The sequence below is a fragment of the Brevibacterium sp. LS14 genome, from assembly GCF_012027885.1.
Lineage (GTDB): Bacteria > Actinomycetota > Actinomycetes > Actinomycetales > Brevibacteriaceae > Brevibacterium > Brevibacterium casei.
Genome location: NZ_SJXG01000058.1, coordinates 47,872 through 61,794 on the forward strand (window position 1 = coordinate 47,872; position 13,923 = coordinate 61,794).

Genomic DNA, 13,923 nt, shown 5'->3' on the forward strand with positions numbered 1-13,923 from the left:
TCAGTGTTCGTCGGTCGAGGACTTCGGCAGCGGCGTCGTCTTCTGCACCTGCATGAGGAACTCGGCGTTCGAGCCGGTCTCCTTGAGCTTGGACATGAGGAGTTCGACGGCCTGCTGCTGCTCGAGACCCGAGAGGAGGCGGCGCAGGCGCCACATCACCTTGGTCTCCTCCGGCGTCATGAGCATCTCCTCGCGACGCGTCGACGAGGCGTTGACGTCGACGGCCGGGAAGATGCGCTTGTCCGCGAGCTGGCGGGACAGACGCAGCTCCATGTTGCCGGTGCCCTTGAACTCCTCGAAGATCACCTCGTCCATCTTCGAGCCCGTCTCGACGAGCGCGGTGGCGAGGATCGTCAGGGAGCCGCCGCCTTCGATGTTGCGGGCGGCGCCGAAGAACTTCTTCGGCGGGTAGAGCGCGTTCGCGTCGACACCACCGGAGAGGATGCGGCCCGAGGCCGGCTGCGCGATGTTGTACGCCCGGCCCAGGCGCGTGATGTTGTCGAGGAGGACGACGACGTCGGAGCCCATCTCGACGAGGCGCTTGGCGCGCTCGATGGCGAGTTCGGCGATCGTCGTGTGGTCGTCGGCGGGACGGTCGAAGGTCGAGGCGATGACCTCGCCCTTGACGGCGCGCTGCATGTCCGTGACCTCTTCGGGGCGTTCGTCGACGAGGACGACCATGAGGTGGACTTCCGGATTGTTCTCCGTGATCGCGTTGGCGACCTGCTGCATGATCGTCGTCTTGCCGGCCTTGGGCGGGGCGACGATGAGGCCGCGCTGGCCCTTGCCGATCGGCGTGACGAGATCGATGAGGCGCGTCGACTGGAGCTTCGAGGTCGTCTCGAGGCGCAGACGCTCCTGCGGATAGAGGGGCGTGAGCTTCGAGAACTCGACGCGGCCCTTCGCATCGTCGACGCTCAGTCCGTTGACCGAGTCGAGGCGGACGAGGGCGTCGAACTTCTCACGCTTGCCCCCGCGCTCGTTCTCCCGCGGCTGACGGATCGCGCCGGCGACGGCGTCGCCCTTGCGCAGACCGTTCTTGCGCACCATCGAGGCCGAGACATAGACGTCGTTGGGCCCGGGCAGGTAGCCCGAGGTGCGGAGGAAGGCGTAGTTGTCGTGGACGTCGAGGATGCCGCCGACGGGGATGAGGACGTCGTCGCTGCGGATCTCCGGCTCGTCGCCGCCGCGTCCGCGGCGCTTGCGATCCCGTCCGCGACCGCGGCGGCCGCCGCGCTCGTCATCGTCGCGGTTGCGACGGTCGTTGTCGCGACGGTCGTTGCGATTGCCGCGGTCGTCGCCGCGGTCATCGCCCTCGCCCTGACGGCCGCGACGGTCATTGCCGCCCCGCTCGCCCTTGCGGTCGTTGTCACGGTCTCCCTTGCGGTCCTCGCCCCGGCGGTCGTTGTCCCGGCGGTCGTTGTCCCGGCGGTCGTTGTCGCGGTCGCCCTTGCGGTCGTCGCCGCGGCGGTCGTCGTCACCGCGGCGGCCTCGACGGTTTCCGCGCTCAGCGGAATCGTCACGCGCCTCGGCGGACTGCGTCTCGGCCTCGGCGTCACCGCCGCGGGAGCGCGAACGACTCCGGCGGCTGCGCTGGCGGTCCTGACCCTGCTCGTCGCCCTCGGGCGCCTGGGTCTCGGTCTCGGTGCGGGCCTCGGGGGCGGTCGCCTCGGCGGACTGCGCGTCCTCGGTCTGCTGATCCGCGCGAGAGGCGGAGGCGGCGCTGCGGCGCGCGGGACGGCGGGAGCGCTTGGCGTCCTCGGTGGTCTCGGCCGGAGCCGAGTCGGCGGCGGGCGCGTTCGAGCCGCCCTGGTTGTTGATGGCGTCGATGAGTTCGCCCTTGCGAAGTCGACGGTATCCTTTGATTCCCATTCCGGCTGCCATCTCCTGCAGCTGGGGAAGGCGCAGAGCGGTCAGACTGCCGGTGCGCGGTGTGGAATCCGGGGTTGTGGTTTCAGACACGAAGGTCCTTCTCCCTCATTCGGCCGTGCGGCAAGAGCCGTAGTCCCACGGCGACGGAAACACCCTTGACGGTGCATTGTGAAAGTCGTCCTGCTAAAGACTGAGCAGGAGATGTTCCAGAAGAATCGATGTGGAGTCCGCGGCGACTGCCGCGGAAGTCCGCTCATCGGAGGAACACCGTTCAGTCTACCCGCAGCGAGCCGATCTTGCGAATCCCGTCTCACGCGAGTTCTGTGTCGTGTCTCACACGACGTCGGCGATGCGGCAGCCCTCCTCATCGATGTCGACGGTGAGGATGCGCACGCCGGGCGGGACCGCCTCGGCGGGAACGGATTCGGTGAGCGCGAGCACGGTCGGCCCGGCTCCGGAGATCACCGCGGGGATCCCGCGGGAGCGCAGGGCGTCGACGAGGTCCATCGAGCCCGGGTAGGCCGATCGGCGGGCCTCCTGGTGGAGGCGATCGACGGTCGCGTCGAACAGGGCGTCCCGGTCCTCGGTGAGCGCATGGACGAGCAGGCCCGTGCGCGCAGCGTTCTCCGCGGCGACGGCATGGTCGACGACCGCGGGGATGGCGCCGCGGGCGGTGAGCGTGTCCAGCCGCTCCTCGGGCACGAGAACTGTGACCGCAGACAGCGTGCGCACGGGGACGTTCCATGCCCGCGCGGGATCCGAGAGGGAGATCGTCAGTCCCCCGAAGATCGCCGGTGCCGCGTTGTCGGGATGCCCCTCGATCACGGCGGCGCGCTCGAGGATCTCCTCCGGGGTCAGCCCCCGCCCTCCGGCCGCCTCGGCGAGCCTGCCGGCCAGGGCGATGCCCGCGACCACGGCCGCTGCCGAGGACCCCAGTCCCCTAGAATGCGGGATCCGGTTGGTGCATTCGAGCGTGATCCTCGGCAGAAGCTCCGCGTGGGCATCCGGGGCGATCTCGGCGAGCACCTCGCGGAGGACCGAGACGATGAGATGGGAACCGTCCCGGGGCAGCTCGGCGGCGCTCTCCCCGGTGATCGTGACGACGGCGGTCGGATCGACCGGGGCGTCGTGGACGGTGAGTTCGAGGGTGTCGACGAGGCCGAGGGCGAGGCCGAACGAGTCGTAGCCGGGGCCGAGGTTCGCCGAGGTCGCCGGCACCTCGATCCGCAGACGCCGGATCACTCGTCCTCGAGCCCGAGTGCGCGGGCGGCGCTGACGGCGTCGACCGGCACGCGCACCGGTTCGATCTCCGACCCGTCAGCGGTGTGCAGCGCCCAGCTCGGGTCCTTGAGACCGTGGCCGGTGACGGTGACGGCGATCCGTGCGCCGGCCGGGACCCTGCCCGCCTCCGACATCTTGAGCAGACCCGCCACCGAGGCGGCCGACCCGGGTTCGACGAAGATCCCCTCCTCCCGCGAGAGGACCTTGTGCGCGGCGAGGATCTCCTCATCGGTGACCGAGTCGATGAGTCCGCCCGAGGCGTCGCGGGCCTCGATCGCCCGGTCCCAGCTGGCGGGGTTGCCGATGCGGATCGCCGTGGCGATCGTGTCCGGATCGGTCACGGGGTGGCCGAGGACGAGCGGGGCCGCTCCGGCTGCCTGGAAGCCCCACATCTGCGGCAGGCGCGTCGAGACGCCGATCCCGTGGTACTGGTGGTAGCCCTTCCAGTACCCGGTGATGTTGCCGGCGTTGCCGACGGGCAGGACGTGGATGTCGGGGGCGTCGCCGAGGACGTCGACGACCTCGAAGGACGCCGTCTTCTGGCCCTCGATGCGGTCGGGGTTGACGGAGTTGACGAGGTGGACGGGGTAGGACTCGGAGAGTTTCCGGCACAGGGTGAGGCAGTCGTCGAAGTTCCCGTCGACCTCGAGCAGCGTCGCCCCGTGGGCGACGGCCTGGCTCATCTTCCCCGGCGCGATCCTGCCCGCGGGCACGAGCACGGCGCACGTGAGTCCCGCCTTCGTCGCGTACGCGGCAGCCGAGGCGGAGGTGTTGCCCGTCGACGCGCAGATCACGGCCTTCGCCCCGTGCGCCTTCGCCTTCGTGATCGCCATCGTCATCCCGCGGTCCTTGAACGATCCGGTCGGGTTGAGGCCTTCGTACTTGACCCACACCTCGGCGCCGGTCATCGCACTGAGCTTCTCCGCGCGGATGAGCGGAGTTCCGCCCTCTCCGAGGGTGACAGACGGGATGTCGGCGGCGATGTCGAGCAGGCTGCGGTATTCGTCGATGACGCCCTGCCACTGGTGGCGGGGGTACTGGCTGTTCGTCACGGGGGTCTGGTCCTTCGTCTCGCTCACTGGCCCTCCGCCCGGATGACGGAGGCGACTGCGCGCACCACGTCGAGGTCGCCGAGGCGGTCGACCGTGCGTGAGAGCGCAGCGTCGGTGTTCTCATGGGTGGCCAGCACGAGCTTCGCGTGCTGGATCCCCTCCTCGTCGACCTCGCCGATGGTCTGGCGCATGAGCTCGATCGACGCACCCTCGTCGGCGAAGACCTCGGAGACCGCGGCGAGCACGCCGGGACGGTCGACTACGTCGAGGGTGATGTGGTAGCGGGTGGTGATGGCCGAGATCGGCAGCACCCTGCGTTCGGGGTGGAAGGGGCGTTCGTACTGTCCGCGCCCGCCGAGGACCTTGCGCCGGGCGACGGAGACGACGTCGCCGAGCACCGCCGAGGCGGTCGGGGCTCCACCGGCCCCCTGGCCGTAGAACATCAGCGACCCTGCGGCCTCGGCCTCGACGAACACGGCGTTGAACGCTCCGTGGACGGAGGCGAGCGGGTGGGTGCGCGGCAGCAGCGCCGGGTAGACCCGCGCGGAGAGTCCCGCACCGGCCGGTGAGTCCGTGACGCGTTCGCACACGGCGAGCAGCTTGATGACGAAGCCCTGGTCCTTCGCCGTCTCGACCATCTCCGAGGTGATGCCGGTGATGCCCTCGACGTGGACGTCGTCGATCGTCACCGGTGCGTGGAAGGCGAGGGAGGAGAGGATCGCGGCCTTGGCAGCGGCATCGTGACCGCCGATGTCCGCTGTCGGGTCGGCTTCGGCGTATCCGAGCTCCTGCGCCGAGGCCAGGGCTGCGTCGAAGTCCCAGCCCTGCGAGTCCATCTGGTCGAGGATGTAGTTCGTCGTGCCGTTGACGATGCCCATGATCCGATCGATCCGGTCTCCCGCGAGCGAGTCGCCGACGGGGCGGATGATCGGGATCGCTCCGGCCACGGCCGCTTCGTGCTCGAGGCGGACCTCGGAGTCGTCGGCGGCGGCCATGAGTTCGCCGTAGGCGGCGGCGAGCAGCGCCTTGTTCGCGGTGACGACGGACGAGCCCTGGGCGAGTGCACGGGTGATGAGCGTCTTCGCGGGCTCGATGCCGCCCATGAGCTCGATGACGATGTCCGCACCGTCGATCGCCGCCTCGGCGTCGGTGGTGAGCACGCTCGCATCGACACCGGGCCGCTCCTTGTCCGGGTCGCGGACGACGACCGCGGTGAGCACGAGCGGAGCGCCGATGCGCTCCTCGAGCGCCTCAGCCCGCGACTGGAGTCGGGCGGCGACTTCCGAGCCGACGACTCCGCATCCGAGCATGGCGACTTTCAAAGGCTGCATGGCTCACTCTCTGTTCTCAGTGGTTCTCGGTGGTTCGCAGGTGATCTCAGCGCTCTGCCGGATCAGGATTCTTCCCGTCGGTGGTCGGGTCCGCCATCCCCGGGTCGCTCGCGAAGAGCTGCGAGTACGTCTCCGGGGTGACGATCCACTCCACCCTATCCCGTGTCACGGCGAGCACCCCCGGCCGAGTGACATGATTGTAATTGCTCGACAGCGACCGACAGTAGGCGCCGGTGCCGGGAACGGCGACGAGGTCGCCGGGTGCCACGTCCCCGCCCATGTACTCGTCACGGACGATGACGTCGCCGGACTCGCAGTGCATGCCGACGACGCGGACGACGACGGGAGCGGCGGGCGAGTTCCGATTGGCCAAGGTACACGAATAGTCGGCGTCGTAGAGAGCTGTCCGAATGTTGTCGCTCATCCCGCCGTCGACGGCGACGTAGGTGCGCACACCTTCGTCGGTGACGACCTCCTTGACGGTGCCGACGCGGTAGAGCGTGAACACCGCGGGCGAGACGATCGCCCGGCCCGGCTCGATCGAGATCCGCGGGACGTTCGTGCCCAGTCCGCGGCACTCCTTGGCGACGACGGCGGCGAGTTCGGAGGCCATCTCGGCGACGGGGATCGGCGTGTCCTGCGAGGTGTAGCGGATCCCGAAGCCGCCGCCGAGGTCGACCTCGGGGAGGTCGACGCCGTGGGTGGCCATGATCTCGGCGCGCAGGGCGAGCACGCGGGCGGCGGCGACCTGGAAGCCGGAGATGTCGAAGATCTGGGAGCCGATGTGCGAGTGGAGCCCGTCGAGGCGCAGGTGGGCGGAGTCGACGACGCGCGCGGCGGCGGCGCTCGCCTTGCCCGCGGACACGGAGAGGCCGAACTTCTGGTCCTCGTGGGCGGTGGCGATGAAGTCGTGGGTATGGGCTTCGACGCCGACGGTGACGCGCAGCATCACCGGCGCGACGACGCCCTTGGCCGCGGCGATGGTCTCGAGACGGTCGATCTCGTCGAGGCTGTCGACGATGATCCGTCCCACCCCGTAGTCGAGGGCGTACTCGAGTTCGGCGACGGACTTGTTGTTCCCGTGCAGGCCCACGCTCGCCCCGGGGACTCCGGCGGCGCGGGCGATCATCATCTCTCCGAGCGAGCACGTGTCGAGTCCCAGTCCGGCCTCGTGCACCCACCGGGCCACTGCCGTGCAGAGGAACGCCTTGCCCGCGTAGAAGACGTCGGCGCCGGCGAGCCCGTGCTCCGGGGCGAATGCGGCCGAGTACGCCTGACGGAAGAGCTCTGCGCGGGAGACGAAGTCGTCGACGTCGAAGACGAATGTCGGCGTGCCGAAGCGTTCGGCGAGGTCGGTCACGGGGTGACCGGCGACGGTGAGGACGCCGTCTGAGTCCTTGGCGACGTTGTCCGACCACAGGCTCGGCATGACGGCGTTGACGTCGTCGGGATAGGGCAGCCACACGGGGGCGGGCGTCGCGTGCAGGGGGCCTGCGATGTGAGCGGGCATCTACATCCTCTCCGGGGCGCGCACGCCCAGCAGTCTCAGTCCTCGGGCGAGGACGGTGGTCACAGCATCGACGAGCACGGCCCGGGCGGCGTGGACGGCGGTGATGTCGGCGTCGAGAGTGGGGACGAGCGTGTGGCTCGCCGCCCAGTCGAGGTAGGCGTGGGCGAGGTCCGCGAGCGTTGTGGTCAGCGCCGCCGGGTCCCGCGTGCGCGCGAGGGTGTCTGCCGCCTCGGTGACGTGGACGAGCAGGCTCCGCTCGGCGGTGTCGAGGGTCTCGGCGCCGACGATCTCGGCTGAGTCCGGTCGGGCCCCTCCCACTCCGACGTCGCCCCTGGCGGTGCGCGGGCATCCGCCGGGTACTCCGGCGGCGGCTGCATTGCGGAGCAGTCGGCGGCCGTGGGCGTGGCTGCGGCGGATGAGGTGGACGGGATCGTCGTCGAGGGCGCGGGCCGGACCGTCGGGGGACTCGGGTGCCGGATCCCCGTCGTCGGCGGATGTGTGTGCGTCAGCGGCGGGGACTGCGTCAGCGCCCGGGTCCGCATCGTCGATCTGCTCGGCGATGATCGCGCAGACGGCGGCGAGGAGGCTCGCCGCGGTCACCTCGATGCCGAGGAAGCCCGGACCCGACACGGTCACCGCCGCGATGTCGGGATGGCGGCGAAGCGCCTCGGCGAACTGCTCGGCGACGTCATGGGCGTCGGCTCCGTCGAGGCGAGCCGCGGTGCGCAGGGCAAGGTTCGAATGCCAGTGACCGGGGGTTCTGCCGTCGGCACGACGCAGCACCGCACCATCGGCCGGATGCGCAGTCCGGGCGGTGTCGGCCGCCGCCTCGGCGAGGACGGTGCGCAGCTGTTCCGGGGTCACCCGTCAAGCGTACTCGGCACGCGATCCGCGCACCGAATCGCCCGGCTCAGATATGGCCGGCCCGGGTGGCGGGGACGGTGACGGCGAGTTTGATCCCGACGGAGGCGAGGACGAGGACGAAGGCGGGCCACAGACTCCCTCCGGCTCCCACCAGGAGGCCGAAGAGCAGGGGACCCGTCGCGGCGAGCAGGTAGCCGCCGCCCTGGACGAATCCGGACAGCGCCGCCGAGGCCTCGGGGCCGCGCGAGCGCAGGGTGATGAGGGTGAGCGCGAGCGGGAACGTGGAGATGCCGATGCCGAGCAGCACGGTCCACAGCACCGGGGCCGCCTGCGGGGCGAGCCAGAGGCCGAGGTAGCCTGCGGCGAGGCTGAGGCAGAAGGCGACGACGATCGCGGCCGAGGAGCGCAGCCTGGCGGCCATTGCCGGGAGGACGAAGCCGAGGACGAGCGGGATCGCGGTGACGAGGGCGAGCATGGCTCCGGCGAACGCGGAGTCGAAGCCTGCGCGGGTGAGCAGCGGAGGCAGCCACGTGAAGAGGATGAAGTTGTTGAACGAGGTCATGCCCGTCATCGTCATCAGCGCCCAGGCCCGCGGGGTCGAGAGCAGCCGGCGCAGCTCCCGGCCGCCCACGGATGCGGCTCTCACCTCGGTCTGCGGGGCGGGACGGCACGCGGCGATGACACCCCACACGGCGACTGCGAGGCCGGCGCAGGCGACCCAGACGAGCAGCGAGCCGCGCCAGCCGAGTTCGCGGGCGAGCGGGACGGCGACGAGCGGGGGCACGAAGGTCCCGAGCTGGAGGAGACCGACGTGGACGGTGGAGACGAACGCGACCCGGTCCGGGAAGTACGCCTTGACGATCGGGGGCACGACGACGTTGCCCAGCCCCATGCCCGCCAGCGCGAGGACGCTGAGGGCGAGGAAGAGGCCGGGGTCGGAGACGAGGGCGCGGACCCCGAGTCCGAGGGTGATCATGGCCATCGCCGCCACGGTCATCGTCATCGCGGAGAAGCGGGTGATGAGGCGCGGGGCGAGGAACCCGCAGAGCCCGTAGAGCAGCGGCGGGAGCATGCCGATGACGGCGAGGAACGTCCCGCCGAGGCGGATCTCGCCGCCCATCGTCTCGAGCAGCGGGGACAGTCCGGTGACACCGGGCCGAAGGTTGAATGCGGCGACGACGATACCGGTGAGGATGATCCCCGACGTCCACGCTGGTCTCATGTGTGCCTTTCTACCACTGAGGCCGTGCCCGGCTACCGGCAGGGTCAGGTCTCCTGCTTGAGCCCTTCGACCGGGGACAGCCGTGCGGCGCGACGGGCCGGGGCCAGCGCCGAGAGGATCCCGGCGATGACGGTGACGGCGAGGATGCCGAGCGAGGCGGGGATCGACCAGTCGACGACGAATGCCGATGAGAAGTCGACGGTGATGAGTCGGGTCGCGACGATGCCCAGGGCCCCGCCGAGGCCGAGCCCGATGAGCGCGGCGACGACGGAGATGAGGACTGCTTCGAAGGCGAGCAGAGCGCGCAGCTGCGCGAGGCTGAGGCCGAGGGCGCGCAGCAGCGAGTTCTCCCGTCGGCGTTCGATGACCGAGAGGCTGATCGTGTTCGAGACCCCGATGAGGGCGATGAGGACGGCGATGAGGAGGACGCCGACGGCCGTGAGGAGGAGCACGTCGATGACCTGGGCGAAGAGCCCGCGTTCGACCGCCGAACCGATGACCTCGTCGGTGGCGACGTCGAGTGCCTCGGCGACCTGCTGCCGGATGCGCAGGACGTCGGAGCCGCTCTGGTCGGGGGCCAGGGTGATGAGCACAGCCGTCGACGCCGCGGAGATGCCGATCCTGTTGCCGACGTCAGCGGTCGTGAAGTAGGCCCGGCTCGACTCCCCCGACTTCTCGACCGGCAGCGTCGCCGTCGTCAGCCCCTGCACCTGCACCGACTGCCCCGGGTAGTTCTCAGGCACCGTCACCCGCCCGGCGACCACCGGAGGCGCCTGCTCGCCGAGGAGGGCCGAGAGCGAGCTCGGATCGACGATGTAGAGCTCGGCATCGTCGTCGACGACGGACCCGTGGTACGCGAGCACCGCCGTGGCGACGCCGTCGATGTCGCGGATCTCCTCGATGACGTCCTGATCGGCGGCGGTGCCGAGGTTGACGGCGACGTCGACGGGGAAGTGCTGTTCGAGGCCCGCCCCGAACGTCGCCTTCGTCGACATGCCGCCGACGACGAGAGTGGAGACGAGCGTGACGCCGATGACCAGCGCCGCGGCTGTCGACCCGGTGCGGCGGCGGTTGCGCAGCGTGTTGAGCGTGGCCAGTTGGCCCGGCAGACCCCACGGGGTGACGACGAGGTCGCCGATCCACGAGACCACGGGCGGGATGATCTGGCCTGAGCCGAGGACGAGTCCGACGACGACGAGGATGCCGCCGAGGGCGCCGACGAGGATCCAGACGGGCGAGTCGACGGCGAAGACGAGAGCGAGGACGACGGCGAGGGTGCCGATGACGATGCTCCCCCACCCGGAGAGGACACGCGCCCGCGACTGCGAGGTCGGAGCGCTGGGGACGTCGAAGGGCTGCAGCGCCTCGAGCGGGGTCACCGCGATCGCGCTGCGTGCCGGCCGGATCGTCGCCGCCACGGTGAGGAGGACGCCGACGACGACGCCGGCCAGCAGCGTCCAGGCCGGCACCGTGAGCGAGACGTAGGCGAACTCGTCCTTCCAGACCCGGGTGGCGACGGCAACGAGCAGGGCGCTCACCCCGATCCCGGCGATGACCCCGAGGAGCGAGCCGAGGAGTCCGACGAACACGCCTTCGACGAGGACCGAGCCGTAGAGCTGTCGGCGGGAGGCGCCGATGCAGCGGAGCAGGGCGAGTTCGCGGCGACGACCGGCGACGATGACCGAGAACGTGTTCGAGACGACGAGGACGGCGACGAGGACGGAGATGCCCGCACAGCCGAGCAGCATCCATGCGATGAAGTCGCTGCCCTCGGAGAACTCCGCGACCCGGCGGTCGACCGCCTCGTCGACGGTCATCGTCTCCATCCTGTCGCGGAGGACGGAATCGGCGATGCGGGTCTCGATCGCAGAGCGCACCGTTTCCGGGTCGGCATCGGAGGACAGACCGAGCTGGATGGCGGCGACGTCACCGGAGCGGGCGAAGTGCTCGCGGTAGCTCGCCCCCGTCGTCAGGGCCCGGGGCATGCCGACGAAGGTGGGGTCGTCGCCCATCTCCGCGATGCCGACGACGGTGAAGTCCGTGGCCGAGTGCCGCGGTCCGCGGTAGACGGGCATCGAATCGGTGTCGGTGTCGATCCGGGCGGTCGCCGTGGTGAACCGCAGGGTGTCTCCGACACCGACGCCGAGGTCGGCAGCCGTCGCCGTGTCGACGACGACGTCCGTGGGCTCCTGCGGACGGGATCCCTCGACGACGGAGAACGTGTCGAGTCGGGGATCTCCCGGCGCGGGGGTGACGGCGAAGTCGGTGTCGGCGATTCCGCCGCCGCGCGCCGAGGCGACGGCGCTGGCGGTGACCTCGACCGCACTCACCCCGGGCACCCCCGCCAGCGACTCCGTCACCGCGGCGACCTCAGGCGGGTCGATCGCGGCTCCGGTGACGGGCATGACGACGACTCCGGCCCGGGAGAACGACTGTCCGATCCCCTCCCGCAGGCTCTCCTGCAGCGAGGTGTTGATGATGAGGGTGGCCGAGACGAATCCCGCAGCGAGCGCGATGCCGAGACCGATCGCTGCGAACCGCGCCCAATGGGCGCGGATCTGGGCGAAGGCCACGGAGATCATCGCGCGCTCAGCTCGCTCAGGGCGGTGACGACTGTCTCCGTCGTCGGGTCGGCGATCTCACCGCCCACACGACCGTCCTTGAGCAGCACCACCCGATCGGCGTGGGCGGCGGCGACGGGGTCGTGGGTGACCATGATGATCGTCTGACCGTATTGGGCAGCGGCGGCATGGAGGAGGTCGAGCACCTCGGCGCCGGAGAGGGAGTCGAGGTTGCCCGTCGGCTCGTCGGCGAAGACGACATCGGGCTTCGTCAGCAGGGCACGGGCGACGGCGACGCGCTGCTGCTGGCCGCCGGAGAGCTCGTGGGGACGGTGCCGGAGTCGGTCGCCGATGCCGAGGCGCTCGACGATCTCCGCCTTCCACGCCTCGTCGACGTAGCCGCGGGCGAGCGAGACCGGCAGATCGATGTTCTGGTCGGCATCGAGGGTGGGGACGAGGTTGAAGGCCTGGAAGATGAAGCCGACGCGGTCGCGGCGCAGCTGGGTCAGCTGCCGGTCGTCGAGTCCGGTGATGTCCTCGCCGCGCATGAGGATCTCCCCCGAGTCGACGCGGTCGAGGCCGGCGAGCACATGCATGAACGTCGACTTGCCCGACCCGGAGGGGCCCATGATGGCGGTGAAGCGCCCGGAGTCGAAGTCGACGCTGATGTCGTCGAGCGCAGTCACCGCGGTCTCGTCGCGGCCGAAGCTCTTGCGCAGGTGACGGGCGCGCAGCACCGCCTCGTCAGAGCTGCTCGGCGCGGGGGAAGGAGTCGACATCACTGTCCTCGTGATCGCGGTCGGCGCGGGATAGACGAACCGCCCATCTCGACGTGGGAGATGGGCGGATCACTGTGCCCGCGACAGGATTCGAACCTACGACCTTCTGCTCCGGAGGCAGACGCTCTATCCGCTGAGCTACGCGGGCAACGCATGTCATGCTATCACCGACTGAGATCCGAACCCAAAACGCCGCCCGATCGTGTCGGACGGCGCAGCGGGGCGGGACTCAGGAGCCCTTCATGCCTTTGCGGCCGGGCACGTACTCCCAGTGCCACAGCTCGTACGAGTTGGCCTTGGCCCAGTCCGGGTTCTCCCAGCCGTACTTGCCGGCGTTGGCGGCGAGCCAGTCGTAGTTCGAGGTGTCGAGGTCGAGCGCGAGACCCCAGCCGTGGTTGGAGGTGCCCGGGCGGGCGGCGAAACCCGGCTTGCGGGCCGCGACCGAGATCTGCCCGGCCATGTCACGGTACGAGTCCGTGATGCCGAGGTCCTTGCCGGTGTCCTTCTTGAACGCGGCGTTCATCTCGGCGAAGGCGACAGCGGCGTCCGAGCGCAGCTTGTGGTCGCCCACGCCGATGCCGCACAGCCATTCCTCGGGCAGCTCGCCGTTCGAGGGCGAACCCTTCGGAGCCTCACCGGAGCAGCCGGGCAGGACCGACTTCTCGATCGCACGGGACGCGGCCTCGGCCTTGTTCTGCTTGGCGCTGGGAGCTCCGATCTCGATGCTCGTCTTCTCGTCGGTCGCGGGAATGTCCGCGGAGACCGATTCCGCGTTGATCGCACGCGCCGGGGCCGCGGCCGCGGTCTCATCGACCTTGACCTCCTGGCCGCCCATGTTGCCGGCGATCATCACGGCCGCGATCGCGGTGCCGGTGACCGAGACGGTCGCCAGCGCCGAGGCGGTGGTCACCCGCTTGCGGCGGACGGAGCGGAGCAGGGAGCCGTCGGAGCCGCGGTTGCCCGCGAAGGCGGCGACGCTTCCCGAGGCGCGTTCGGCGGCCAGGGCCGCACGCCTGGGCGAACCCGCCTGCGCCGCAGCCTCAGCGGCCATCGCCGCTCGCCGGGGCGAGAGGGGCTGGGACTGAGGCTGAGATGCGGATTCCCGCGTCTGCGGGGTCGTGTCGGCGGTGCGCCGGGAGAGGAGAGAGGGAACGCTCGAGGAGGCGTGCTGCTTGCGTAGATCGCGTCGGCGCACAGGCGCCTCCACGGTCGAGGTGTCACTCGACATATCACTCCGAACTGTCGTCTGCTGTGCTGCACGCCCGCGGTCGGGCAGGCGGCCGAAAAGCTTATGTCACAACACTATAACGGCATTGTTACAGAAAGTCATGTCTCTGCAACGTTTCGGCTCTGACCTCGCAGAACGCCCAGGGCAGGCGTGTCGGAGCACCGCTGATCCGTGACCTGGCGCACATCGATCGTTACATTCCGTTACACAGGCCACGCCGTTC

The 13,923-nt window shown here is 70.1% G+C and carries 10 protein-coding genes and 1 tRNA gene; all 11 read right to left on the reverse strand.

Annotation, left to right across the window (positions count from 1 at the left end; genetic code table 11):
• The 11 genes from rho to EZE58_RS14050 all read right to left on the reverse strand — a co-directional run bounded on the left by rho (position 1) and on the right by EZE58_RS14050 (position 13,700).
• Complete coding sequence (rho, locus tag EZE58_RS14000; RefSeq protein WP_167560761.1) at positions 1-1,962, reverse strand: transcription termination factor Rho; 1,962 nt, start codon at positions 1,960-1,962, stop codon at positions 1-3.
• Between the two features lie 243 nt (positions 1,963-2,205).
• Positions 2,206-3,114 carry a homoserine kinase gene (gene thrB / locus EZE58_RS14005; protein ID WP_167560763.1) on the reverse strand — a complete coding sequence of 303 codons (909 nt, stop codon included), beginning with the start codon at positions 3,112-3,114 and terminating at the stop codon, positions 2,206-2,208.
• Positions 3,111-4,232 carry a threonine synthase gene (thrC, locus tag EZE58_RS14010; protein ID WP_346773190.1) on the reverse strand — a complete coding sequence of 374 codons (1,122 nt, stop codon included), beginning with the start codon at positions 4,230-4,232 and terminating at the stop codon, positions 3,111-3,113. The genes thrB and thrC overlap by 4 nt, the downstream gene beginning before the upstream one ends.
• A complete protein-coding gene (locus EZE58_RS14015) occupies positions 4,229-5,536 on the reverse strand; it encodes a homoserine dehydrogenase (RefSeq protein ID WP_167560765.1) in 1,308 nt (435 codons plus the stop codon). The genes thrC and EZE58_RS14015 overlap by 4 nt, the downstream gene beginning before the upstream one ends.
• A 46-nt stretch (positions 5,537-5,582) precedes the next feature.
• Positions 5,583-7,046 carry a diaminopimelate decarboxylase gene (gene lysA / locus EZE58_RS14020; RefSeq protein ID WP_095375834.1) on the reverse strand — a complete coding sequence of 488 codons (1,464 nt, stop codon included), beginning with the start codon at positions 7,044-7,046 and terminating at the stop codon, positions 5,583-5,585.
• A complete protein-coding gene (locus EZE58_RS14025; protein ID WP_167560767.1) occupies positions 7,047-7,910 on the reverse strand; it encodes a DALR anticodon-binding domain-containing protein in 864 nt (287 codons plus the stop codon).
• A 46-nt stretch (positions 7,911-7,956) separates the two neighbouring features.
• A complete protein-coding gene (locus tag EZE58_RS14030; protein WP_095375832.1) occupies positions 7,957-9,132 on the reverse strand; it encodes an MFS transporter in 1,176 nt (391 codons plus the stop codon).
• 44 nt (positions 9,133-9,176) lie between these two features.
• On the reverse strand, positions 9,177-11,714 hold the full coding sequence (locus EZE58_RS14035) for an FtsX-like permease family protein (RefSeq protein ID WP_167560769.1): 2,538 nt from the start codon (positions 11,712-11,714) through the stop codon (positions 9,177-9,179).
• Positions 11,711-12,472: an ABC transporter ATP-binding protein gene (locus EZE58_RS14040; protein ID WP_167560771.1), complete on the reverse strand. Its 762-nt coding sequence runs from the start codon at positions 12,470-12,472 to the stop codon at positions 11,711-11,713. Before EZE58_RS14040 ends, EZE58_RS14035 begins: the two co-directional genes overlap by 4 nt.
• Positions 12,473-12,547: 75 nt before the next feature.
• Positions 12,548-12,620 (reverse strand) — tRNA-Arg (locus EZE58_RS14045).
• Between the two features lie 81 nt (positions 12,621-12,701).
• Entirely contained in the window at positions 12,702-13,700 is a 999-nt protein-coding gene (locus tag EZE58_RS14050; RefSeq protein WP_240941336.1) for a M15 family metallopeptidase, read from the reverse strand.
• Positions 13,701-13,923: the final 223 nt, after the last annotated feature.

Coding starts and splice junctions, on each gene's coding strand:
- EZE58_RS14015 (WP_167560765.1), bottom strand. CDS start 5,536: ATGCAGCCTTTGAAAGTCGCCATGCTCGGATGCGGAGTCGTCGGCTCG.
- EZE58_RS14035 (WP_167560769.1), bottom strand. CDS start 11,714: ATGATCTCCGTGGCCTTCGCCCAGATCCGCGCCCATTGGGCGCGGTTC.
- EZE58_RS14030 (WP_095375832.1), bottom strand. CDS start 9,132: ATGAGACCAGCGTGGACGTCGGGGATCATCCTCACCGGTATCGTCGTC.
- lysA (WP_095375834.1), bottom strand. CDS start 7,046: ATGCCCGCTCACATCGCAGGCCCCCTGCACGCGACGCCCGCCCCCGTG.
- EZE58_RS14040 (WP_167560771.1), bottom strand. CDS start 12,472: ATGTCGACTCCTTCCCCCGCGCCGAGCAGCTCTGACGAGGCGGTGCTG.
- EZE58_RS14050 (WP_240941336.1), bottom strand. CDS start 13,700: ATGTCGAGTGACACCTCGACCGTGGAGGCGCCTGTGCGCCGACGCGAT.